General features: G+C 60.7%; 27 protein-coding genes and 1 tRNA gene. 4 read left to right on the plus strand and 24 right to left on the minus strand.

Translation table 11 applies throughout. The features are described 5' to 3' along the window. Positions 1–33: 33 nt before the first annotated feature. The 23 genes from BZG29_RS19870 to BZG29_RS19980 form a co-directional block, all read right to left on the minus strand. Positions 34–109, minus strand: a tRNA-Gly gene (locus BZG29_RS19870). Between the two features lie 105 nt (positions 110–214). Continuing rightward, entirely contained in the window at positions 215–799 is a 585-nt protein-coding gene (pgsA, locus tag BZG29_RS19875; RefSeq protein ID WP_034749601.1) for a CDP-diacylglycerol--glycerol-3-phosphate 3-phosphatidyltransferase, read from the minus strand. A gap of 127 nt (positions 800–926) precedes the next feature. Continuing rightward, positions 927–2,807, minus strand: a complete 1,881-nt coding sequence (uvrC, locus tag BZG29_RS19880; protein WP_077406680.1) for an excinuclease ABC subunit UvrC — start codon at positions 2,805–2,807, stop codon at positions 927–929. Positions 2,808–2,842: 35 nt separating this feature from the next. Then, on the minus strand, positions 2,843–3,238 hold the full coding sequence (acpS, locus tag BZG29_RS19885) for a holo-ACP synthase (RefSeq protein WP_077406683.1): 396 nt from the start codon (positions 3,236–3,238) through the stop codon (positions 2,843–2,845). A 14-nt stretch (positions 3,239–3,252) separates the two neighbouring features. Next, entirely contained in the window at positions 3,253–4,014 is a 762-nt protein-coding gene (gene pdxJ / locus BZG29_RS19890) for a pyridoxine 5'-phosphate synthase (RefSeq protein ID WP_077406686.1), read from the minus strand. A 42-nt stretch (positions 4,015–4,056) separates the two neighbouring features. Then, positions 4,057–4,911 carry a DNA repair protein RecO gene (recO, locus tag BZG29_RS19895; RefSeq protein ID WP_077406689.1) on the minus strand — a complete coding sequence of 285 codons (855 nt, stop codon included), beginning with the start codon at positions 4,909–4,911 and terminating at the stop codon, positions 4,057–4,059. A 28-nt stretch (positions 4,912–4,939) separates the two neighbouring features. Then, positions 4,940–5,842: a GTPase Era gene (era, locus tag BZG29_RS19900; RefSeq protein WP_034749612.1), complete on the minus strand. Its 903-nt coding sequence runs from the start codon at positions 5,840–5,842 to the stop codon at positions 4,940–4,942. 1 nt (position 5,843) lies between these two features. Further along, the gene (gene rnc, locus BZG29_RS19905) at positions 5,844–6,659 is read right to left on the minus strand and encodes a ribonuclease III (protein WP_077406693.1); all 816 of its coding nucleotides are present in this window, start codon (positions 6,657–6,659) and stop codon (positions 5,844–5,846) included. Between the two features lie 74 nt (positions 6,660–6,733). Further along, complete coding sequence (gene lepB, locus BZG29_RS19910; RefSeq protein WP_077406696.1) at positions 6,734–7,651, minus strand: signal peptidase I; 918 nt, start codon at positions 7,649–7,651, stop codon at positions 6,734–6,736. 3 nt (positions 7,652–7,654) lie between these two features. Beyond that, a complete protein-coding gene (gene lepA / locus BZG29_RS19915; RefSeq protein ID WP_034749621.1) occupies positions 7,655–9,445 on the minus strand; it encodes a translation elongation factor 4 in 1,791 nt (596 codons plus the stop codon). 317 nt (positions 9,446–9,762) lie between these two features. Next, complete coding sequence (locus tag BZG29_RS19920; RefSeq protein ID WP_366928667.1) at positions 9,763–9,960, minus strand: glutaredoxin family protein; 198 nt, start codon at positions 9,958–9,960, stop codon at positions 9,763–9,765. A 102-nt stretch (positions 9,961–10,062) separates the two neighbouring features. Further along, positions 10,063–11,565, minus strand: a complete 1,503-nt coding sequence (locus tag BZG29_RS19925) for a DegQ family serine endoprotease (RefSeq protein ID WP_077406702.1) — start codon at positions 11,563–11,565, stop codon at positions 10,063–10,065. 237 nt (positions 11,566–11,802) lie between these two features. Beyond that, entirely contained in the window at positions 11,803–12,138 is a 336-nt protein-coding gene (locus BZG29_RS19930) for a sigma-E factor negative regulatory protein (RefSeq protein ID WP_077406705.1), read from the minus strand. A gap of 72 nt (positions 12,139–12,210) precedes the next feature. Beyond that, positions 12,211–12,834, minus strand: coding sequence for an RNA polymerase sigma factor RpoE (gene rpoE, locus BZG29_RS19935; protein WP_171985072.1), 624 nt, complete (start codon positions 12,832–12,834; stop codon positions 12,211–12,213). A gap of 66 nt (positions 12,835–12,900) precedes the next feature. Further along, a complete protein-coding gene (locus BZG29_RS19940; protein WP_077406710.1) occupies positions 12,901–13,431 on the minus strand; it encodes a hypothetical protein in 531 nt (176 codons plus the stop codon). 120 nt (positions 13,432–13,551) lie between these two features. Beyond that, positions 13,552–14,802, minus strand: a complete 1,251-nt coding sequence (fabF, locus tag BZG29_RS19945) for a beta-ketoacyl-ACP synthase II (RefSeq protein ID WP_077406713.1) — start codon at positions 14,800–14,802, stop codon at positions 13,552–13,554. A 29-nt stretch (positions 14,803–14,831) separates the two neighbouring features. Then, entirely contained in the window at positions 14,832–15,071 is a 240-nt protein-coding gene (gene acpP, locus BZG29_RS19950) for an acyl carrier protein (RefSeq protein ID WP_008449912.1), read from the minus strand. A 178-nt stretch (positions 15,072–15,249) separates the two neighbouring features. After that, positions 15,250–15,993 (minus strand): 3-oxoacyl-ACP reductase FabG, encoded by a 744-nt coding sequence (gene fabG, locus BZG29_RS19955; protein WP_034749638.1) that lies wholly within the window; start codon positions 15,991–15,993, stop codon positions 15,250–15,252. A 49-nt stretch (positions 15,994–16,042) separates the two neighbouring features. Continuing rightward, a complete protein-coding gene (gene fabD / locus BZG29_RS19960) occupies positions 16,043–16,984 on the minus strand; it encodes an ACP S-malonyltransferase (RefSeq protein WP_077406717.1) in 942 nt (313 codons plus the stop codon). A 32-nt stretch (positions 16,985–17,016) separates the two neighbouring features. Then, the gene (locus BZG29_RS19965; RefSeq protein WP_077406720.1) at positions 17,017–18,015 is read right to left on the minus strand and encodes a beta-ketoacyl-ACP synthase III; all 999 of its coding nucleotides are present in this window, start codon (positions 18,013–18,015) and stop codon (positions 17,017–17,019) included. Positions 18,016–18,030: 15 nt separating this feature from the next. Next, positions 18,031–19,098 carry a phosphate acyltransferase PlsX gene (gene plsX / locus BZG29_RS19970; protein ID WP_034779241.1) on the minus strand — a complete coding sequence of 356 codons (1,068 nt, stop codon included), beginning with the start codon at positions 19,096–19,098 and terminating at the stop codon, positions 18,031–18,033. A gap of 210 nt (positions 19,099–19,308) precedes the next feature. Beyond that, positions 19,309–19,491, minus strand: coding sequence for a 50S ribosomal protein L32 (gene rpmF / locus BZG29_RS19975; protein WP_034749653.1), 183 nt, complete (start codon positions 19,489–19,491; stop codon positions 19,309–19,311). A 335-nt stretch (positions 19,492–19,826) separates the two neighbouring features. Further along, positions 19,827–20,324 (minus strand): DUF177 domain-containing protein, encoded by a 498-nt coding sequence (locus tag BZG29_RS19980; RefSeq protein WP_077406724.1) that lies wholly within the window; start codon positions 20,322–20,324, stop codon positions 19,827–19,829. Positions 20,325–20,547: 223 nt separating this feature from the next. On the opposite strand from BZG29_RS19980, the gene BZG29_RS19985 reads away from it, so the two are divergent. Together BZG29_RS19985 and BZG29_RS19990 are read left to right on the plus strand one after the other, a co-directional pair. Next, entirely contained in the window at positions 20,548–21,156 is a 609-nt protein-coding gene (locus BZG29_RS19985) for a Maf-like protein (protein WP_077409205.1), read from the plus strand. A gap of 18 nt (positions 21,157–21,174) precedes the next feature. Then, positions 21,175–21,924: an SAM-dependent methyltransferase gene (locus BZG29_RS19990; RefSeq protein ID WP_077406727.1), complete on the plus strand. Its 750-nt coding sequence runs from the start codon at positions 21,175–21,177 to the stop codon at positions 21,922–21,924. 64 nt (positions 21,925–21,988) lie between these two features. Here BZG29_RS19990 and rlmJ read toward each other — a convergent pair whose 3' ends face one another. Next, positions 21,989–22,906, minus strand: coding sequence for a 23S rRNA (adenine(2030)-N(6))-methyltransferase RlmJ (rlmJ, locus tag BZG29_RS19995; RefSeq protein WP_070255356.1), 918 nt, complete (start codon positions 22,904–22,906; stop codon positions 21,989–21,991). On the opposite strand from rlmJ, the gene BZG29_RS28225 reads away from it, so the two are divergent. Continuing rightward, entirely contained in the window at positions 22,850–23,131 is a 282-nt protein-coding gene (locus BZG29_RS28225) for a hypothetical protein (RefSeq protein WP_171984907.1), read from the plus strand. The two genes, rlmJ and BZG29_RS28225, sit on opposite strands and share 57 nt — an antisense overlap. A gap of 52 nt (positions 23,132–23,183) precedes the next feature. Then, complete coding sequence (locus BZG29_RS20000) at positions 23,184–23,615, plus strand: thioredoxin family protein (RefSeq protein ID WP_077406731.1); 432 nt, start codon at positions 23,184–23,186, stop codon at positions 23,613–23,615. Positions 23,616–23,617: the final 2 nt, after the last annotated feature.

A 23,617-nucleotide genomic window follows, 5' to 3' on the forward strand; every position in this document is an offset into this window, starting at 1 on the left:
TGCTGTTTTTACCTATGACACGATCCAGAAAACTGGAGCGGGAGAAGAGTCTCGAACTCTCGACCTCAACCTTGGCAAGGTTGCGCTCTACCAACTGAGCTACTCCCGCGTCATCAACAACAGGCCAGCATTATAGAGGGATTACAGGGGCTGTCAACGGGCAATATCTGGTCTTTTGCAAAATATTCCGCACAAAGCAGCCGCCTGCCTGTTCTTAGTGCAAATTTCCCGCCTTTTCCTTGATGAGAGGCCATGCCAGGCGCAAGTAATAGAACATCGACCACACCGTCAGCACGCAGGCGATCCACAGCAGCTTCTCGCCCCACACATGGGTATCGATCGCGCCAAAGATCACTTCGTGGTACAGCAGCAAGGGAATGGCCGTCATTTGCGCGGCCGTCTTGATCTTGCCGATCGAGCTGACAGCCACCGATTTCGAGGCGCCGATCTGCGCCATCCATTCGCGCAACGCGGAAATCGTGATTTCGCGGCCGATGATGATGAAGGCCAGCACGGCATTGACCCGGTCCAGCTGCACCAGCACCAGCAAGGCGCCCGCCACCATCAGCTTGTCGGCGACCGGGTCGAGGAAGGCGCCGAAGGCCGAAGTCTGGTTCCAGCGTCGCGCAAGGAAGCCGTCGAACCAGTCGGTGACGGCGGCAACAATGAAGACCAGGGTGGCAACCAGGTTCTGGTCGCCATGCAGCAGCATCGACGGCGGCAAATAAAACACGCCGACGACGAGCGGTATCAGGGCCACGCGCAGCCAGGTCAAAAGGATGGGAATATTAAAAGGCATAAGAGAGCAATCGGCCGACGGGTAAATTGAACATGAGGAAAGCGTGAAGAAAGCGCCACTAGTCTACATGGCCCCGGGGTATTAGCCTAGTCCGGTTGCCGCAGCGCCGGACCAGGCCAACTGTTCATCAATGCAGCTGCTTGTAGATTTCTTCTGCCAGTTGCGTGGAAATCCCCTCCACCGACATCAGGTCTTCGACGCTGGCGTCGACCACGCCGCGCAAGCCGCCAAAGCGCGACAGCAGTTTCTGGCGGCGCTTGGCGCCGATGCCTTCGATTTCCTCGAGGCGCGAGGTCTGGCGCGTCTTGGCCCGCTTGGCGCGCATGCCGGTAATGGCGAAGCGGTGCGCCTCGTCGCGGATCTGCGCGATCAGCATCAGGGCCGCCGATTCCTTGCCCAGCTCCTGCGCCGCGCGGCCATCGACGAACAGCAAGGTTTCCAGGCCCACCTTGCGCCCTTCCCCCTTGGCCACGCCGACGATCAAGCTGATATCGAGTCCCAGCTCGGCGAACACCTGGCGCGCCATTTCGATCTGGCCCTTGCCGCCGTCGATCAAGACCACATCGGGCATCACGCCATCGCCATTCGCCACCTTTTCATAGCGGCGCATCAGGACCTGGCGCATGGCCGCGTAATCGTCGCCGGGGGTGATATCGTTGATGTTGTAGCGCCGATACTCGCCGTTCTGCATGGCATGGTGATGGAACACGACGCACGACGCCTGCGTCGCCTCGCCCTGCGTGTGGCTGATGTCGAAACACTCCACGCGCAGGCTGTCGAGGTCTTCCGTTTCCAGGCGCAGCGCCTCGGCCAGCGCCCGCGTGCGCGACTGCTGCGAGCCCTGCTCGGACAACAATCGCGCCAGCGAAATCTCGGCGCCCTTTTGCGCCATCTCAAGCCATTGGCGGCGTTGCCCCTGCGGCTGGAAGATCAGGTTGATGCGGTGGCCGCACTGCTCCATCAGCGCCACCATCAGGGCCGGCTGGTCGAATTCGATATTCAGGATCAGGGTGCCGGGAATGAATTTTTCCGTGTAGTGCTGGGCCAGGAAGGCGGCCAGCACTTCCACCTCGATCGGTTCCTCGGCAATCGCCGCCGCATCGCTGAGCTGGCTGGGGAAATAGGCGCGGTCGCCCAGGTGGCGCCCGCCGCGCACCATGGCCAGGTTGACGCAGGCGCGCCCGCCCTGCACCAGCACGGCGAGGATGTCGACGTCGGCGTCGCCCGTCGTTTCCATGCTTTGCTGGTGCAGCACGCGCGACAGCGAGGCGATCTGGTTGCGCACCACCACGGCCTGCTCGAATTTCAGCTCGGCGGCAAAGGCGTGCATCTTCTTTTCCAGGTCGGCCATCACTTCACTCTGGCGCCCGCGCAGGAAGCGCGCCGCGTTTTCCACGTCGTTCTTGTAGTCTTCCTTGCTGATCAGATCCACGCACGGCGCGCTGCAGCGGCCGATCTGGTGCAGCAGGCAAGGCCGCGTGCGGTTCGCGTAGACGCTGTCCTCGCAGGTGCGGATGAGAAACACCTTTTGCAGGATCTGCATCGATTCCTTGACGGCCCAGGAACTGGGGAACGGCCCGAAATACTGGTTTTTCTTGTCCACCGCGCCCCGGTAATACACCATGCGCGGCGCATCGCCATTGGTGATCTTCAGGTACGGATACGACTTGTCGTCGCGGAACAGGATGTTGTAGCGCGGCTGCAGCGCCTTGATCAGGTTGTTTTCCAGGATCAAGGCTTCCGCTTCGCTGTGCGTGACGGTCGTTTCCAGGCGCGCGATGCGCTCGACCATCATGGCGATGCGGGGACTGGCCAGGTTTTTCTGGAAATAGCTGGAGACGCGCTTTTTCAGGTCGCGCGCCTTGCCGACGTACAACACCTTGTCGGCGGCATCGAAATAGCGGTACACGCCGGGCAAGTTCGGCAGCTTGGCGACGGTGGCCAGCACCTGCGCGCGCGGGTCGGGCGGCGTTTCCGCCAAGGAAGATTCTGGGCTTGCTTCGGTCATTGCTGGCTCATTGCGCACTTATGGCGCACTTATAGTTACCCTGCTTGTTCCACGATCACGAACGCGACCGCATATTCTTCTTCATCGCTGATGGTCACTTGCGCGCTCAGCCGGTGTTGCTCCATGAACTCGGCCAGCACGCCGCTGCAGACGATCATCGGCTTGCCGCTGGGATGGTTCAGCATCTGCGCGGCGGGCCAGGTCATCGGCATGCGCAAGCCCAGGCCGATGGCCTTGGAAAACGCCTCTTTGGCCGCGAAGCGCGTGGCGAGGAAGCGCACGCCGCGCACGGCATTCTTGGCGCTGCGGGCACGGAATTTTTCCAGCTCCTGCGGTCCCAGTATCTTTTTCGCGAAACGCTCGCCGTGGCGCGCCAGGGCCGCCTCGATGCGGGGAATCTTGCAGATATCGGTACCGATGCCGTAGATCATGCTGAGCTCCCTTGTCAGGCCCTTTGGCCCAGGCGCGTGGCCACCATGATGGCCTTCATTTCGCGCACGGCATTTTCCCAGCCGACAAACACGGCATGCGCGACGATGGCGTGGCCGATGTTCAATTCGGCAATATCGGGAATGGCGGCGATCGCTTGCACGTTGGTGTAATGCAAGCCGTGGCCGGCGTTGACCTTCAAGCCGCGGCCCACGCCGAACAGCACGCCGGCCTTGATGCGTTCCAGTTCAGCCAGCTGCTCGGCGCCTTGCGTATCGGCGTAACGCCCCGTGTGCAGCTCGATCACGGGCGCACCGAGCTCGGCGGCGGCGGCGATCTGTTGCTCATCGGCATCGATGAACAGGCTCACGCGGATGCCCTCGCCTTGCAGCTGCTGCACGGCCGCCTGCACTTCCTTGAAGTAGCGCACCACGTCCAGGCCACCCTCGGTCGTCACTTCCGTGCGCTTTTCCGGCACCAGGCACACGTCCGCCGGCTTGATGCGGCAGGCGAAGTCGATCATCTCGGCCGTGACGGCCGCTTCCAGGTTCATGCGGGTGAGCAATTGCGGGGCGATGGCGATCACATCCGCATCCTTGATGTGGCGGCGGTCTTCGCGCAAATGCAGGGTAATGGCGTCGGCGCCCGCCTGTTCCGCCAGCAGGGCCGCGCGGATCGGGTCAGGATAGGCGGTGCCGCGCGCATTGCGCAAGGTGGCCACGTGGTCGATATTGACGCCCAGGTCGATGACGGGGCCGGAAGGCTGCAAAAAGCTCATAGTGATGGTATCCGTAAAGTGCTGTCGTGCTGCAAACCGCAGCTACAGCTGCATTAAATCGATCAGTATCTGGCGCGTATTCAAGGTGGCGCCGCCCAGTTGATGGGCCAGCAAAAAGCGCATCAGCAGCTTGCTTTGCGCCTGCGTGGCCACGTCAAGATAATCTTCGCGCTCCATGTCGAGCAGGGTCTTGCCCGTGATCCTGGGCCAGGCATCGCTGGCGCGCGCCGGGCGCGGCCCCCGTTCCGGATCGACCACGTACACCTGCCCCGCCTCGACGGCCTGGCGCGTGCCCGTGCAGCACGTCAGGTCGGCCGCCACGCCCGTTTCCTTGAGCAGGGCGCGCTCGAACTTGCGCAACACGATGGGCGGCGGCTCATTGTGCGCCAGTTGATTCAAGGTGGCAACGTAGTGGTCGAACAGGACCGGGTGCGGATCGTCGCGCGCCAGCAATTTGACCAGCAATTCGTTCAGATAAAAGCCGCACAGCAAGGCGGTCTTTTCCAGCGGCAACATGCCGCCCACCCATTCCGCGCCCGTCAGGATGCGCAGCTCGGACTTGCCCGTCCAGCCCGCCTGCAACGGCTGAAACGTCTGCAGCACGCCGCGCAACTGCGAATGGGGCCGCTTGGCCCCCTTGGCGACGAGCGCGATGCGGCCGTATTCGCGCGTAAACACGTCGACGATGAGGCTGGTTTCTTTATGCGGATAGCTGTGCAGCACGAAGGCTGGCTGGCCCGTGATGCGTCCGTCGCGCGCGGGCGGACGGCCGCGCCGCGGCGCGGCAGGAGTTACAGGAGCTGCGGCCGGCGGCGCGATGGCCGCCAGCGCGGGGACTGCTACAGTTGCAGATGAAGCTGGCGCAAGATCGTGCAGCGCTGGCGTGGTGGTGCTCATGCGTGTGGCGTCGCCCCCGTGTTGCGGATTACTCGTAGCCGTAGGCGCGCAAGCCCGCCTCGTTGTCGGCCCAGCCCGATTTGACCTTGACCCAGATTTCCAGGTACACAGGGCCGCCGAACAGCTTTTCCATGTCCAGGCGGGCCTGGGTGGAGACTTCCTTCAGGCGCGCGCCCTTGTTGCCGATGATCATGGACTTGTGCGTATCGCGCTCGACCAGGATGGCGGCAAACACGCGGCGCAGATCGCCTTCCTGCTCGAATTTCTCGATCAGCACGGTGCTCGTGTACGGCAGTTCGTCGCCCACGAAGCGGAAGAGTTTTTCGCGCACGATCTCCGAGGCGAGGAATTTTTCGCTGCGGTCCGTGATGTCGTCCGGTCCAAAGATCGGTTGATTTTCCGGCAGGAAACGCTTGATCTCGTTCTGCAAGCCTTCCAGCTGGAAATGCAGCTTGGCCGAAACAGGCACGATGGCGGCGAAGTCGCGCATGGCGGCAATTTTTTGCGCGAACGGCAACAATACGGCCTTATCCTTGACGCGGTCCGATTTATTGATGACGAGGATGCACGGCACTTCCTTCGGCAGCAGGTCCATCACTTGCTGGTCGGCCGGGCCGAAGGTACCCGCCTCGATCACGTACAAAATCACGTCCGAGGAAATCAGGGTGTTGGTGACGGTCTTGTTCAGCGTCTTGTTCAGCGCGTTCGAATGGCGCGTCTGGAAGCCGGGCGTGTCGACGTAGATGAATTGCGCGTCCGGCACCGTCTGGATGCCCGTGATGCGGTGGCGCGTGGTTTGCGCCTTGCGCGAAGTGATGCTGACCTTCGCGCCGATCAGCACGTTCATCAGGGTCGATTTGCCCACGTTCGGGCGGCCCACGATGGCGATATAGCCGCAGCGGAAGTTGTCGGGCATTTTGGTGGCTGTCATGCTAGTGTCGATTCTGTTTAGTGTGAGCGGCGATCGCCGGGGCAGCAGGGGCTGCCGCGTCGTCGCTCTGGATGGTGGCAATGCCGGCCAGCTTGAGCTGGGCGGCGCGCGGTTTCGGCTTGCGGCTGGCTGCAGGCGACTTCAACAGCGCCTGCTCGGCCACGTCGAGCGCCAGTTTGGCGGCGGCTTGCTCACCGGCACGGCGGCTTCCGCCACGGCCGTAGACCTGGATGTTCAATTTCGGCACCAGGCATTCGATCTCGAATTCCTGGCTGTGGGCGGCGCCATGGGTGGCCACCACGTTGTACTGTGGCAGCGAAATTTTCTTGCTTTGCAAAAACTCCTGCAGCAGGGTCTTGGCATCCTTGCCCAGGGTTTGCGGATCGACCGAGTCGAGGATGGGGATGTAGAAGGCGCGGATCACCGTGCTGGCGGCGTCGAAGCCCGTGTCGAGGAAAATCGCGCCCAGCAAGGCTTCCAGGGTATCGGCGAGGATGGACGGACGGCGGAAACCGCCCGATTTCAGCTCGCCTTCGCCCAGGCGCAGGAATTGCGACAGTTCCAGCTTTTGCGCGATTTCATACAGCGACTGCTGCTTCACCAGATTCGCGCGCAGGCGCGACAGGTCGCCCTCGTCGATGGACTTGAAGCGTTCGTACAGGATGGAAGCGACCACGCAGTTGAGGATGGAGTCGCCGAGGAATTCCAGCCGCTCGTTATGCAAACTGCTGTGGCTACGATGCGTCAAGGCTTGCTGCAACAGGCCAGCATCCTGGAACGTATAGCCTAAACGGGTTTGCAATAACTGAAGATTCATTGTTGTTTCTGTGTCATCTGAGTAATTCGGCTGGCCGCCGCGCGGGGAATCGGCGCGGCAGCCATAGGGACGGCTTAGTGTATGCCGCCCACTCGTTTCGGATTGCTGAAGTTCATCCACACCAGGAAAGCCTTGCCGACGATGTTCTCGTTCGGCACGAAGCCCCAGTAGCGGCTGTCCGCGCTATTGTCGCGGTTGTCGCCCATCATGAAGTAGTTACCTGCTGGTACCACACAAGTGAAACCGTCTTCGTTGTAGTCGCAAGCCTCCTTGTGCGGGAAATCCTTGACTTCGCGCAAGTTCAACGTAGGAGCAGGCTCGTCGTTGAGGATGCGGTGGCTCACGCCCGTCAGGTTTTCTTCCAGCTGCTTGTGGTAAACCGTGCTTTCATCGTCCAGGTAGTCGTCCAGCGGCGTGTATTGCACTTCCTTGCCGTTGACCGTCAAACGCTTGTTTTCATAGGTGATTTTATCACCGGGCACACCGATCACGCGCTTGATATAGTCTTGCGACATATCTTTCGGGTACTTGAACACCATCACGTCGCCGCGCTGCGGATCGTTGACTTCAATGATGCGCTTGTTGACGATCGGCAAACGAATGCCATAGGTGAACTTGTTGACCAGGATCAAGTCACCGACCAGCAAGGTCGGCACCATCGAGCTCGACGGGATCTTGAACGGCTCGTACAGGAACGAGCGCAGGCAGAACACCAGGGCGATGACGGGGAAGAAGCTGCCCGAATATTCGACCCAGGTCGGCTGGCGCAACAGGGCCGCCTCGATGGTGGCGCGGCTGCCGCCCGCATCGGACTTGATGCCCTCGGCGGCCAGCTTGGACTGGCGCGCATCGAACTCGGCCAGGGCAAGGTCGGCCGCCTTGCGGCGCTGCTTGGACAGATAAAACACATCCAGGCACCAGACCAGGCCCGTCAACACCATCAGCACGAACAGGATTAAAGCGAAATTTCCTAAAATCACTTGCAGGTTCATGTATTAACCGTCCACTTGTAAAATTGCCAGGAATGCTTCTTGCGGGATCTCCACGGAACCCACTTGCTTCATGCGTTTCTTACCCGCCTTTTGTTTTTCCAGCAATTTCTTCTTGCGGCTGATGTCGCCGCCATAGCACTTGGCCAGCACGTTCTTGCGCAAGGCTTTCACGTTCTCGCGTGAAATGATGTTCGCGCCGATGGTCGCCTGAATCGCCACGTCGAACATCTGGCGCGGGATCAGTTCACGCATCTTGGCAGCCACCTGGCGGCCGCGGTACTGGCTGTTCGAACGGTGGACGATGATGGCCAGCGCATCGACTTTTTCGCTGTTGATCAGCATGTCGACCTTGACCACGTCGGCCGCGCGGTATTCCTTGAACTCGTAATCCATTGAGGCATAGCCGCGCGACGTCGATTTCAGACGGTCGAAGAAGTCCAGCACGATCTCGGCCATCGGCATTTCATACACGAGCTTGACCTGGCGGCCGTGGTAGCTCATGTCCATCTGGATGCCGCGCTTGCCGATACACAGGGTGATCACGGAACCCACGTATTCCTGCGGCATGTACAGATTGACCGTGACGATAGGCTCGCGCACTTCCTCGATGCGCGACGGATCGGGCATCTTCGACGGATTGTCGACGTTGATCATGGTGCCGTCGCGCTGGATCACTTCGTACACCACGGTAGGTGCCGTGGTGATCAGGTCCATGTCGAATTCGCGTTCGAGGCGTTCCTGCACGATTTCCATGTGCAGCAAGCCCAGGAAGCCGCAGCGGAAGCCGAAGCCCAGCGCCTGCGACACTTCCGGCTCGTACATCAGGGCCGCGTCGTTCAGTTTCAGCTTTTCCAGCGAGTCGCGCAGCGCGTCGTACTGGTTCGCTTCCACGGGGAACAGGCCGGCGAACACTTGCGGCTGCACTTCCTTGAAGCCAGGCAATGGCGCGGCGGCAGGACGGTTGGCCAGGGTGACGGTATCGCCCACTTTCGCCGCTTTCAATTCCTTGATGCCGGCGATGATGAAGCCCACCTGGCCGGCCGACAACTGCGGCAGGGATTGCGAACGGGGCGAAAAGACGCCGATGTCTTCCACCAGCTGCACCGAATCGGTGGCCATCAGGCGGATCTTGTCTTTCGGCTTCAGGGTGCCGTTGATGACGCGCACCAGCATGACCACGCCCACATAGGCGTCGTACCAGGAGTCGACGATCAGCGCCTGCAGCGGCGCATCGGGGTCGCCCTTCGGCGGCGGCACCTTGACGATCAGCTGCTCGAGCACGTCCAGCACGCCGAAGCCCGTCTTGGCCGAGCAATGCACGGCGTCGCCCGCGTCGATGCCGATCACGTCTTCGATCTCGGCAATGGCGCTCGGAGGATCCGCGTTCGGCAAGTCGATCTTGTTCAGCACGGGCACCACTTCCACGCCCAGGTCCAGCGCCGTGTAGCAGTTGGCCACGGTTTGCGCTTCCACGCCTTGCGATGCGTCAACGACCAGCAGCGCGCCTTCGCATGCCGACAGCGAGCGCGACACTTCATAGCTGAAGTCGACGTGGCCTGGCGTATCGATCAGGTTCAGATTGTAGATCTGGCCATCGCGCGCCTTGTAGTGCAGGGCCGCCGTTTGCGCCTTGATGGTAATGCCGCGCTCGCGCTCCAGATCCATCGAATCGAGCACCTGCGCCTCCATCTCGCGGTCGGACAAGCCGCCGCACAATTGAATGATGCGGTCAGCCAGGGTCGATTTACCGTGGTCAATATGGGCGATGATGGAGAAATTGCGTATGTTGTTCATTAACTAATATAAGTGCGAAGTTGACGACACTGCTTTAACAGGAATCAGGGGAATCATGTCCGGGCCAAACAGGGCCAGAACCAGGCGCCCCACTCATGATGAAAAAAGCGCTCCGAGCAGGACATCTGCATGCCCAGGCGAGCGCTTTTGAAGCGACAGAAGCTGCTGCCTCGGACAGTAGCTTTTTCGACCTCCCCATTTTACCGGATTTCAGAGTAGAAAGCCCGTCTTATGAGGCCGGCACCGGGCCAAGCCGACATTTTCGGCTGTTTTCAGCACCAGAATGGTGCAATGCAGTGTCAATATTGCCATTTAAGCTACATCAGGCAGCGCCGTACCGCTGCTTCATCGAGAAAATAATGGCATAGCTCGGGCTGCGCCAGGTCGCCGAACAGCACCGGCACCAGCTCGTCGAAACGGGCCAGCAGCGAGGCGTCGGGCGACGCATCGATGTCGATCACGTCCACCGTGAACGGTTTGCCGAGCGGCTGCAGCAGGAGCAAGGCGTCGAGCATATCCTGGCATAAATGGCAATAACTGCGGGAATAGAGGGTGAAGTGCATGAAGAAAAGGGAAAGGCATCCCGGCCGGAGCCGGGATACAGGTGAATCAGAAACTTACCTGGCCGACGGACGCAGCGAAACGAATTGCGCCACGTCGCCGCGGCGCACCAGCACGGCCGACGACTTTTTCGGATCGAGCTTGGCCACCAGGGCATTGAACTGCTTGGCATCTTTCACGGCAACGTTGTTCAATTGCAAGATCACGTCGCCAGGCTGCAGACCGGCCTGGGCCGCCACCCCATCGGCATCGTCGACCAGCACGCCCGCGTCGATCTTCAATTCCTGCTTCTTCGCGGCCGGCACGTCGCTGACTTTCAATCCCAGCGCATTGACGGCTTGCGCTTCCGGCTCCTTGACGCCCTTCTTCGCCGTTTTCTCGCTTTCCAGCTCGACGACGGTGACGGGAATATCCTGCTGCGCGCCCTTGCGCCAGACGGTGACCGTGGATTTGCCGTTGACGGCGGCGCCGCCTACCAGGCGCGGCAGGTCGGACGAGCGCTCGATCGCGGCGCCGTTGAATTTCAGGATGATGTCGCCCGGCTTGATGCCCGCCTTGTCGGCCGGCCCGCCCGGCTCCACCATCGATACCTGCGCGCCCTTGGCGTTCGGCAAGCCCAGCGATTCCGCCACGTCCTTGCTCACTTCGCCGATCTGCACGCCGATGCGCCCGCGCACGACCTTGCCCGTCTTTTTCAGCTGCTCGCCCACGCGCATGGCTTCATCGATGGGCACGGCAAACGAAATGCCGTTGTAGGCGCCGGACAGGGTGGCGATCTGCGAATTGATGCCGATCACTTCGCCGCGCATATTGATCAGCGGACCACCGGAGTTGCCGGGGTTGACGGCCACGTCGCTCTGGATCAGCGGCAGGTAGTCGCCCGTATCGCGTGACTTGGCGGAAATAATGCCAGCCGTCACGGTATTTTCCAGGTTAAATGGCGAGCCGATGGCGATCACCCACTCGCCCACGCGGATCTTGTTCGAGTCGCCGATGGTCAGGCGCGGCAGGTTGGCGCCCTCGATTTTCAGCAGGGCCACGTCGGTGCGCGCATCGGCACCGATCACCTTGGCCTTGAATTCGCGCTTGTCCGTCAGGGTCACATACACTTCGTCGGCGCCGTCGACCACGTGGGCATTGCTCAGCACGTAGCCATCGGCCGAAATGATGAAGCCGGAACCGACGCCGCGCTGCACTTCCTGCTCCTGCGGCACGGCGCGGCGGCCGCCACGGGGCGCCTGCTGGCGCGGCGCGGGCATGGCGCCGCCAAAGAAGCGGCGCAGGAATTCCTGCATTTCCTGCTCATCCTGACCACCCACGCCAGCCCCGGCGCCGCCCATTTTCAGGCGTTCGGTGGTACGGATATTCACCACGGCCGGGCCGACGGCATCGACCAGGTCCGAGAAATCAGGCAGCTTCACGGCCGGCACGGCGGCCTGCGCCTGCGGCGCCAGGCCCAGCATGGTGGGAGCAAGGAAGACGCCAGCCGTACCGAACAATAAGGCGGAAAGCGTCTTCACTGAAAACGACTTGCTGGCGGCACACATGTTTTTTTTCATGGAAAGGATCTTTTCGAGTATATAAACGGTTCAAAACGCGGATCAGGCGATTGCCTGCGCGCATGATTGGCCGTCATGACGGAAATCCAGGGACAAACCCACCTGACAGCGCGCATGGCAGCAACAATATATCGCAAAAGCAAGATATTGCCTGCGCACAGTGTCAATCGTACGGAAGGCCAGTGTCAAGGGGGCGACGGGAAGGTTAAGCCAGGCATAAGATGGACGAGGCGCCAGCTAGCGCTGCGCCAGCGGCCCCGCCTCCAGCGGCTCGGCCACGCCAGGCGGCACGATGCCGGCGGCAAGCGGCGGCAGCGGTTCCGCATGGGCAGCGGACTCTTCGGGTGCCGGCTCCGCGGCCAGGCGGCTGGCCAGGCGCGCATCGAATTGGGCGCTCAGCGCATGGCCGTACTGCTCCGAGCGCAGCACCTCACCGATATGGCGATAGGCATCCCAGGCTTGCCGTCCCGATGGCGTATCGAGGGCGGCAAACGCCAGTTCGAGTTCGCTCGCCGCCAGCTCGCCATCGGCCAGCGCGGAAATAGTCTCGTGCAATCGTGTATGCGTATCCATGATGGGTCCTGCCATTTCAAGAGGATCGGTGCGTAAACCGGACGCAGCCATGCCAACCTCATACTCTCCAGATTACCAGCGCTTGTCAATCGGCATGTCCAACAACGGTTTCAATTTCTCCGCAATCACTTCGCGCGCGCGAAAAATCCGGCTGCGCACGGTGCCGATGGGGCACGCCATGATCTCCGATATTTCTTCATAGCTCAGGCCCTCGATCTCGCGCAGCACGATGGCCGTGCGCAATTCGATGGGCAGCACATCCATGGCCGCATTGACGGTGGCGGCAATCTGCTTGCTGGCCAGCACCGATTCGGGTGTATTGTTGTCGCGCAATTTATTGCCGTCATCGAAAGACTCCGCCTGCTCGGCGTCGGCATCGCTGGATGTGGCGGCGCGCCGTCCCTGCGTGACGAGATAATTCTTGGCCGTATTGATGCCGATGCGATACAACCAGGTATAAAAGGCGGCCTCGCCGCGAAAATGGCGCAGCGCCCGGTACGCCTTGATAAAGGTTTCCTGCACCACATCTTCAGCCTCCGCCGGGTCATGCACGAGGCGCGACACCAGGCGCATCAAGCGGCGCTGATATTTCGATACCAGCACATCGAATGCCCGTTTGTCGCCAGCCTGCACCCGCTCGACCAGTAACTGATCATACTCGCGCTCTGTCCTCACGCCCGATGTCCCTGTAGTCATGCAGCGTGGGCGCCTGTATGGATATAGAGTTGGCCCGCTGCAAGAAGTTCAGTGTTCGTCCCACTTTTATTCTTCCCTGTTCCGCGCCGCGATAGCCCGGCAAGCCACGGCCAGCGGGCGGAAGGCGGCACAACTGCTGCCGCGCTGCACCAGCACCGCCGTGCGCCGTCCGGCGGCATCCGCCAGGCACAGCACCAGCAGCGACGGCCACAGGGTCGAGCCCGGCAACAGGCGCAGCCCCGGCGCCGCCACAGGCCCCGGCCCGGCCGGCTGCACCAGCCCGGCAGCACCGGCGTCCGGCGCCGCGCCATGCTCCAGATATACCGCCAGCCGCAACTGCCCGACCGGCGAAATATCAAGCGCCTGCGGCTTTCTGCGCCGACGCAGCAAAGCCAGCAAAAACACGCCGCCAGCCGCACTCAGCAAGGCACCGCTCCAGCCCAGCGCATAGCCGCCCACCAGCTGGCCGGACGCGGGCAGACTGCGCCAGAGACCGCTCAAGGGCCAGGCGGCCAGCAAGGCGCACAGTCCCAGCACCGCTTGCAACAGGCGCAAACAGACAGGCGTGCGAATGACAGCCGCTACCGCGATCGACATATTTCATGGGAAAAAAAGGCGCGCCGGCACCATGCCGGGCAAATTCAGCCGCCAACGAACGTTGGCGGCGAATCAGCGCTCACTACGATTTGACCGTAGCGAGCGCTTGAAAGTTCCTGCTTATTTCGCTTTACCGAAAATCAGCGTGCCATTCGTGCCGCCGAAGCCGAACGAATTCTTCACTGCATAATCGATCTTCATATCACGCGCCGTGTTGGCACAGAAATCGAGATCGCACGCCGGATCCTGGTTGAAGATGTTGATGGTCGGAGGCGACACCTGATGGTGCAATGCCAGGACCGTAAACACCGCTTCCAGACCGCCCGCGCCGCCCAGCAAATGGCCCGTCATCGACTTGGTCGAGTTGACGACCAGTTTCTTGGCGTGATCACCGAAGGTGCGCTTGATGCCCATCACTTCCGCCACGTCGCCTTGCGGGGTCGACGTGCCGTGCGCGTTCAGGTACTGAATCTGATCCGCGTTCAAGCCTGCGTTGTCGAGGGCCGCGATCACCGATTTGCTGCCGCCGCTACCATCTTCCAGCGGCGAGGTCATGTGATAAGCATCTGCGCTCATCCCGAAACCATGCACTTCGGCATAGATCTTGGCACCACGGGCTACCGCGTGCTCGTACTCTTCCAGCACCATGACGCCAGCGCCCTCGCCCAGCACGAAGCCGTCGCGGTCGGTATCCCACGGACGCGATGCCGTTGCCGGATCGTCGTTGCGGGTCGACAAGGCACGTGCCGAGGCGAAACCGCCCAGGCCCAGCGGCGACACGGTCGATTCGGCGCCGCCGGCGATCATGACGTCGGCATCGCCGTACTCGATCATGCGCGCTGCGGCACCGATGCTGTGCAAACCGGTGGTGCACGCTGTAACGATCGCCAGGTTCGGGCCCTTCAGACCATATTTGATCGAAAGGTTGCCAGAGATCATGTTAATGATCGAGGCAGGCACGAAAAATGGCGAGATACGGCGCGGACCGCGCTTTTCGTACTCGGACTTGGTTTCCTCGATCAGCGGCAAGCCGCCGATACCGGAACCGATGATCACGCCGATACGCTCGGCGTTTTCTTCGGTCACTTCCAGGCCGGAATCCTGCATCGCCTGGATGCCTGCAGCCATGCCGTAATGGATAAAGGTATCCATGTGGCGGGCTTCCTTACCGGAGATGTACTCTTCGATATTGAAACCTTTGACTTCACCGGCAAAATGCGTGGTGAATGGCTGTGCATCAAACTTGGTAATCGTGGCAATGCCGGATTTACCTTCAATGATTGCGCCCCACGCCTCGGCAATAGTATTGCCGACTGGTGAAACGCAGCCCAGGCCGGTGACAACAACACGACGGTTTTTAGAACGGCTCAAGCGATTCTCCTGAAGTCGGTCAGACAGGCTTAGGCCTTGACGTGTGCGGTGGCGTAGTCGATCGCCTGTTGCACGGTGGTGATTTTTTCAGCTTGTTCGTCAGGGATTTCCATTTCGAATTCGTCTTCCAGGGCCATCACCAGTTCCACGGTGTCCAGGGAATCGGCGCCCAGGTCGTCGACGAAGGAGGATTCGATTTTGATGTCTGCTTCTGCAACGCCCAGTTGCTCAGCGACGATTTTCTTAACGCGTTGTTCGATATCCGACATGTTATGGCTCCAAAGTGTGTGTTACGGAAAGTGCGCGCATTTTATCAGGTTTGCGCGTCCGAATACTAATTTCGGTGTCTGCTGCTAATTCAACCGAAGCTGCTGCTAAAAGATGCGATTATAGACAAAAACGACCGTTGAATCATGCCACAAACGCCCGCCCTGTCTACCTTTCACATCAATTCATGTACATTCCGCCGTTCACGTGCAGGGTCGTGCCCGTGATATACGCCGCTTGCGGCGAGGCCAGAAAGGCCACGGCCGCTGCCACGTCTTCCGGTTTGCCCAGGCGGGACAGGGGAATTTGCGTCAACAGAGCTGCATGCTGCTCTTCGCTCAGGGCCTTGGTCATGTCGGTATCGATGAAACCCGGGGCGATGCAGTTCACGGTAATGTTGCGGCTGCCGATTTCGCGCGCCAGCGCGCGGCTCATGCCTTCCACGCCGGCCTTGGCCGCCGCGTAATTCATTTGCCCCGGATTGCCCGACGAAGCCACCACCGACGTAATATTAATGATACGCCCGGTTTTGGCTTTCATCATGCCACGCAGTACGGCGCGCGACAGGCGGCCGACGGCCGACAGGTTCGTCGAAATGACGCTGTCCCACTCTTCATCCTTCATACGCATGGCCAGCTGGTCTTGCGTGATGCCCGCATTGTTGACGAGGATCGACAGGCTGCCGTAGGTTTTCTGCACTTCATCGACGACGGCCGCGCAGCGCGCCGCATCGGTCACGTTCAGGACCAGGCCCTTGCCCGTTACGCCTTCGGCGGCCAGGTAATCGGTGATCGCTTGTGCGCCGCTTTCCGAGGTGGCCGTGCCGACCACGGTAGCGCCCTGCTTGCCCAGTTCGGTGGCGATGGCGCGGCCGATGCCGCGCGAGGCGCCCGTGACCAGCACGACTTGATTTGCTAAATTCATGAGTATCCTTAAGAGCAACCGCGGCAGGCAGCCTGCCGCGATCTGATGTTTATTTGAGCTGCGTCAAAATGCGTTCCAGCGAAGCCTGGTCGACGATGGCGTCGCCCACCAGCACCGGATCGATGCGCTTGGCCAGGCCCATCAGGACCTTGCCCGGACCGCATTCGATCACTTGCGTGATGCCATCCGCGGCAACCTTTTGCATGGTTTCCACCCAGCGCACCGGGCTGGCCGCCTGGCGCACCAGCGCATCCTTGATGCCGGCCACGTCGTTGACGATGGCCACGTCGACGTTGTTGATCAGGGCGATCTGCGGCGCGGCGAACGTCAGGCCAGCCATGTATTCGCGCAAGCGGTCCGATGCGGGTTTCAGCAGCGACGAGTGGAATGGCGCGGAGACGGGCAGCTTCATGGCGCGCTTGGCGCCCTTGGCCTTGGCCAGTTCGCAGGCGCGCTCGACCGCAGCCGTGTGGCCGGCGATGACGACTTGCGCCGGTGCATTGAAATTGACGGGCTCGACCACCAGGGCCGGGTTTTCCGCCGCTGCTTCCGCACAGGCGGCGCGCACGTCGTCGTCCGACAGGCCCAGCACGACAGCCATCGTGCCCTGCCCTACCGGTACGGCTTCCTGCATGGCTTGCGCGCGGAAACGCACGAGCGGCACGGCATCCTTGAACGAGATGACGCCGGCGGCGACCAGCGCCGAGTATTCACCGAGACTGTGACCGGCCACGACCGTCGGCACGGGGCCGCCCGCTGCCAGCCAGGCGCGGTAGAAGGCCACGGCCGCCGTCAGCATCACCGGTTGCGTGTTGGTAGTCAGGTCCAGTTCTTCCTTCGGACCTTCGGCGATCAGCTTGCCCAGGTCGAATTGCAGGGCGTCCGACGCTTCGGCGACGGTTTGCGCAACCACGGGGTTGCCGGCGAAACCGTCGAGCATCGCAATCGCTTGCGAGCCTTGGCCTGGGAAAACAAATGCAAATTGTGTCATGGTGACTCCGTTTTTTTAATAGTATTGCGGGATTACATGCGCGCCAGCACGGCGCCCCAGGTAAAGCCGCCGCCCACGCCTTCCATCATGACGTTGTCGCCCTTCTTGACGCGACCGTCGCGCACGGCGATGTCGAGCGCCAGCGGAATCGAGGCGGCCGAGGTGTTGCCATGCTGGTCGACGGTGACGACCATCTTGTCCAGCGGCAAGCCGAGTTTCTTGGCCGTGCTGTTCATGATGCGGATGTTCGCCTGGTGCGGGATCAGCCAGTCGATCTGGTCCGAGGTCATGTTGGCATGTTCCAGGGCTTCGTGCGCGACTTTTTCCAGTACGGACACGGCCAGCTTGAACACGGCCGGGCCATCCATGTACAGGAAGGCGCTGCCGTCCAGCGCGCCGCCAGCCAGGCTGCCCGGCACGCTGAGGATGTTCGAGTGGCGGCCGTCCGCGTGCAGCTTGGTAGCCAGGATGCCCGGTTCTTTTGACGCCGTCATGACGATGGCGCCGGCGCCGTCGCCGAACAGCACGCAAGTGCCGCGGTCGTCGAAATTGAGGATGCGCGAAAACACTTCGGCGCCGATCACCAGCACGTTCTTGTGCATGCCCGACTGGATAAAACTGTCGGCCGTGGCCACCGCATACACGAAACCGCTGCAGACGGCTTGCACGTCGACGGCGGCGCAGTTGTTCGTGATGCCCAGCTTGTTTTGCACGATGCAGGCGGTGCTGGGGAAGCTGCCGAAGAAATCAGGGGTCGAGCTGGCGACGATGATCAGGTCCAGGTCGTTGCCGTTCAGGCCAGCCATTTCCAGGGCCTTCCTGGCCGCTTCCACGCCCAGGTCCGAGGAGTTTTGCGACGGCGCCGCGTAATGGCGCGCCGAAATGCCGCTGCGCGACACGATCCATTCATCCGACGTCTCGATGCCCTTGGCGGCGAGCTGTTCGGTCAAATCCTGGTTGGTGACGCGCTTCTCCGGCAAGTAGCTGCCGGTACCGATAATTTTGCTGTAAGTTTTGCTAAAAACAGTCATGCAAATACCCGTCCACTAAATGGTAGAGCTTGTTGATGTAGGTTCGTCCGGTACTGGCGTGCGCGGCATCAGCTCGGCGATCAGGCTGGCCAGGTGCGCTTGCACGTCATTTTTTGCCGCATCAAAGGCGCGGCGCAAGGCCCATTCGAAGGAATAGGCATCGGCGCTGCCATGGCTCTTGAAGACGAGACCACGCAAGCCCAGCAGGCTGGCGCCGTTGTAACGCGATGGATTCAAGCGGTTGCCGATGGCTTTCAGGGCCCCGCGGGCGATCAGCGCGCCCAGCATGGTAATCGGATTGCGCTTGAATTCGGAAGTGAGCACGTCTTTCATGAAGCGCGCCAGGCCTTCGATGGCTTTCAGGGTGACATTGCCGACAAAACCGTCGCAGACGACGATATCGGTCGTGCCCTTGAAGATATCGTTGCCTTCCACGTTGCCGTAGAAGTTCAGCGCGCCACGCTCGTGGTCGGCCTGCAGCAGCTTCGAGGTGAGTTTCACCACTTCATTGCCCTTGATATCTTCCGTGCCCACGTTCAGCAAGCCGATCGTGGGGCGTGCGATGCCTTCCATGGCGGACACGAGCACGGAACCCATGATGGCGAACTGGTGCAAGTGATGCGGTTCGCAATCGACGTTGGCGCCCAGGTCCAGCATGTAGGTGGGGCCGTTCTTTTGATTCGGCAAGATGCTGCAGATGGCCGGGCGGTCGACGCCGGACATGGTTTTCAATACATAGCGCGACACGGCCATCAGGGCTGCCGTATTACCGGCGGAAACGGAGGCTTGCGCCACGCCGTTCTTGACCTGTTCGATGGCCACGCGCATGGAGGAATCCTTCTTGCGGCGCAGGGCCACTTCCAGGGGATCGTCCATGGTAACTTGTTCGGAGGCATGCAATACCGACAGGCGCGGATGCGTGTCGGCTTTATGTTTTTTCAGTTCGGCACGGATCACGTCTTCCAATCCAACAAGGATCAGTTCGGCTTCAGGCTCATGTTTTACGAAGGAAATTGCTGCGGGGATAGTGACTGAGGGACCGTGATCTCCGCCCATGCAGTCGATAGAAATTTTGATTGTCATTTGTGTTGATTCAATACCGCTGCGGGCGTGCGGCAAGATGTGAATCGGACTGGAGCATATGCAGGGCGCAGCATGTCATGCACCGCCTGAGCAAGCTTGATTCAAAATGACGGGTGCGCAAGATGAATTGCAGCCGATAAAAAAGAAGAAGCGGCGCCACGCCGAATAACCACGCAACACCGCTTTCATCTTACCCAACAAAAACGTCGATTACTCGTCGTTTTTGGTCTTCAACACTTTACGGCCACGATAGAAGCCGTTAGGGCTGATATGGTGACGCATGTGTGTTTCGCCGGTAACTGGCTCGACGCTCAATTGCGGCGCGACCAGGAAGTCGTGCGAACGGTGCATGCCGCGCTTGGAAGGGGTTTTCTTGTTCTGTTGAACTGCCATGATGACTCCTAATACATAAGTTCTAAAATTTTAGCACAATCGATTAGCAAATACATGCGAATCGAGTATCCCAGCGGCAAAGACTACCCGAAAATAGCCCGGACCGACATCGTTTATTACAATTACATTTCACTACACTTGCCATACTCGATTACTACACGCGTTTGACACGTTCTCTAAACGGGACCTCACAAACCTACTGCGCGTCCCACTATCGCCTCGGCGGCGCTCAGTACTTCCGTACGCTTGCGCTACTCAAGACGATATTGGGCCGCTCGCTACGGTTTTTGAGGCCCCCTACAAACTACCACTACTACTTAACTTATTCTCTTAACTTATTCTGGCTTCAAGTCTTTCAGTGCCGCAAACGGCGACTTCTTTTCAGTCTTGAGAGCATCGAGCTGCGCCGTATCGGGGCAGACGTCGTGTTTGGGTACCTGCGGCAGGGCCAGCAAGGCTTCATCTTCGATCAGGGCCGCGGCATCCATGCTGCGGCTGCCGACGATCACGTCGATCGATTCATCGTTGATGATTTCTTCGATCTCGTCCGCGTGCTCGTCATCCTTGCCCAGCATCAGAACAGTCGAAGAATCTATCGCGTAAGCATACGGAGTCAGGCAGCGCTGGCAAACCAGCTGAACGGTGCCGTTGACCGACAAGGTCAGTTGCGGGTAGCCCAGCTTGCTGGTGCCGCCGACGATCTTCCAGGCGATCTCGCCGGAATTATCTGCACAATCCTTGGTCAACCGGGTCATTTCAGCGACAGGAGTTACACCCTCGCGGCTCCCGCTGATACGACAAAAATCAAAGGCGTCGATCACAAAAGCATTCATTGGTAGAAAATTTCCCCGGAAAACCTGCGATAATAACAGGGTTTTTAGCACGGAGTCAAAGGCTAAGCATCTTTTTTGACGCAATCATTGCCATCAACATGACAACTTCCTTAACACCGTCATGCCGCATGGAGCCTCAGTCAGGGGCTCTGCGCCCTGGAATTTGCGTGAAATTCCACTGACATCGACCAGCGCGGCCATGCCGGCCGCCATCTACTACCGAATGATACCAACTTCCGCCCCATTGCGCTTGATTCTTGCATCGAGTTCGACCTACCGCAAGGAATTGCTGGAACGCCTGCGCCTGCCTTTCGAAGTCGCCGTGCCCGATCTCGACGAAAGCCCCCTGCCAGGCGAAAGCCCCAGCGCCACGGCCCTGCGCCTGGCCCAGGCCAAGGCACAGGCCGTGCTCGACCGCCATCCTGGCAGCCTCGTCATCGGCTCCGACCAGGTCGCCACCCTGGATGGCGCGCAGATCGGCAAGCCCGGCAACCATGCGAATGCCCTGCTGCAACTGCAAACCATGCGCGGGCGCCAGACCGTGTTCCACACGGCACTATGCCTGCTGGACGGGCGCCAGGCGGCGCCTGTGGCGCAAGTGGAAGATGTGCAAACCCTCGTCACCGTGCGCGACTTGCCCGATGCCGAGCTGGACGCCTACCTGCGCATCGAGCAGCCGTACGACTGCGCCGGCAGCGCCAAGAACGAAGGCCTGGGCATCGCCCTGCTCGAACGCATCGACAGCACCGACCCGACCGCCCTCACCGGCTTGCCGCTGATCGCCCTCACCGGCATGCTGCGCAAGGCGGGCGTGGCGTTTTTCACCATTTAAATTACCGACAAGAAGAATATGACCGGCACCCTGTACCTGATCCCCAACCACCTCGGCCTGTCCGATGGCGCCATCGACCCGCTGTCCCGCATCATTCCGGAGCAAGTACGGCAGATCACGTCGCAGCTCGATTATTTCGTTGCGGAAAACGCCAAGACGGCGCGCGCCTTCCTGAAATTGATCGGCAACCAGCATCCGCTGGCCAAGCCGCTGCAGGAAATCACGATTTCCGAACTCAACGTGAATACCCCCGCGCAAGCGCTGGCCGGCTTGCTGGCACCCCTGCTGGCAGGGCGCGATGCGGGCCTCGTGTCGGAGGCGGGCGTGCCCGCCGTGGCCGACCCCGGCGCCGACCTGGTGCGCCTGGCGCATCAGCACGGCATTAAAGTGCGCCCGCTGGTGGGCCCGTCGTCGATCCTGCTGGCCGTGATGGCCAGCGGCTTGAACGGCCAGAGCTTCGCCTTCAACGGCTACCTGCCCACGGATGCGGCCCTGCGCGCCAAGCGCATCAAGGAACTGGAAGTGCGTTCGCGCAATGAAAAGCAGACCCAGCTGTTCATCGAAACGCCGTACCGCAACGCCGCCATGCTCGAAGCGCTGGTAGCCCAATGCGCGCCATCGACCCTGATCTGCGTCGCCACCGACCTGAGCCTGGACACGGAAAGCGTGCAAACGTGGAATGGCGGACAGTGGAAGAAACAATTGGCTGCCGGCAAGGCACCTGACTTCCACAAGAAACCGACCGTGTTCTTGCTGTTAGGACAGTAAACACAAACGCCACGGGCAATTACCCGTGGCGTTTTTTATTACAGCCCTACCAAGACAAGTAGGATTACACTCTTCTTGTTCCCGTATTTTTCTGTCCGCCCTTGCCCGTTTCCAACACGAACTTGGCGCCATCGTCACGGCCCAATACTTTCACGAGGTACGGCATGACTTCGCGCAACATCGGTTCCAAGGTGTATGGCGGGTTCAGGATGAACATGCCGCTGCTGTGCAAGCCGAAACCGTCCGGCGACGGGGTGTTCACCGTCAGGGTCACGTGCAGCCAGTCCGAGCTGGGCAGTTGCTTCAGCTTGTCGGCGAACTGGCGCGATTCCATGCGCTGCAGTACCGGGTACCAGACGGCATACATGCCCGACGGGAAGCGCACGAGGGCGTCGGCCAGGGTATCCTTGACCTTGCGGTAATCCATCTTGTCTTCGTATGGCGGGTCGATCAGCACCAGCGCGCGGCGCGATGGCGGCGGCAGCAGGGCTTTCAGGCTCTGGAAGCCGTCCGCCTTGGTGATGATGACGCGCTTGCCGCGCACGGTGGGACGCTCGCCCTGGGCCAGCGCATGCGCCTCGACCTTGCGGAAGTTGTCGGCCAGAATTTTTGCATCGGCAGGATGCAGCTCGAACAGGCGCAGACGGTCTTGCTCGCGGCTGACCTTGTCGGCGCAGTACGGCGAACCCGGGTAATAGCGCATCTTGCCGCTCGGATTCATTTCCTTGATCAGCTTCATGTACTCGGCCAGCGAGGCCGGCAAGTCCGTGCGGTCCCACAGGGGCGCGATGCCCGTTTCGTACTCGGCATTTTTCGACGCATAACCGCCGTCGAGCGCATACACGCCCGCGCCGGAATGGGTATCGATATAACTATAGGCGGTATCTTTTTGATTCAGATATTGCAACAACTGAATCTGCACATAATGTTTCAACACATCGGCGTGATTACCCGCGTGAAAGGCGTGGCGGTAACTCAACATAAGCTGGCTAATTCCATAATAAAAATAAATAAAGGCGGGAGCGCTGACACCGGGCAGGGCATGAAAACAGACTGGAGGGGTCAGGCTGCGGGGCCAGGAAACAGCATGGACCAGCGTAATCAGCGCGCAATTACCAGCATTATCCACCAGAAAGGTGCGTTGCATCAAAAAACACGGATAAACAAGCTCATGCATTCCCGCGACTGGCGTCGCCGGGCGCGGTAGAATACGCGCATCGGGCGCCCGGCGCCCATCGCCCTACTGAATAGATACAACCATGCACAGCCTGACCCTCACGACCGATAACCGCGCCGACGTCGCGGCAGCCCTGGCCGGCCCGCGCTGGACGGTGGCCTGCCTGTGCGCGCTGTGGTGCGGCACTTGCGGCAGCTACCGCGCCACGTTCGAGGAACTGGCCGCGCGCCACCCGGACACCGTCTTCGTCTGGGTCGACATCGAAGACCAGGCCGACGTGGTGGGCGACCTCGACATCGACAACTTCCCCACCCTGCTGATCCAGCACGACGACAACGTGGCCTTCTTCGGCACCGTGCTGCCCGACGGCGGCCTGGCGCACCGCATGGTGCAGGCGCAGCAGGCGCTCAGCGCGCAGGAACTGGCGGCGCTGGCCGGCAGCACGCAGGAGCGGCGCGACTGGCAGCGCGACTGCAATCTGCGCCACTTACTGGCCGCCACCCTGGCCGATTAAAC

Source organism: Janthinobacterium sp. LM6 (assembly GCF_002002885.1).
In the GTDB taxonomy this organism is placed as follows: Bacteria; Pseudomonadota; Gammaproteobacteria; order Burkholderiales; family Burkholderiaceae_D; genus Janthinobacterium; species Janthinobacterium kumbetense.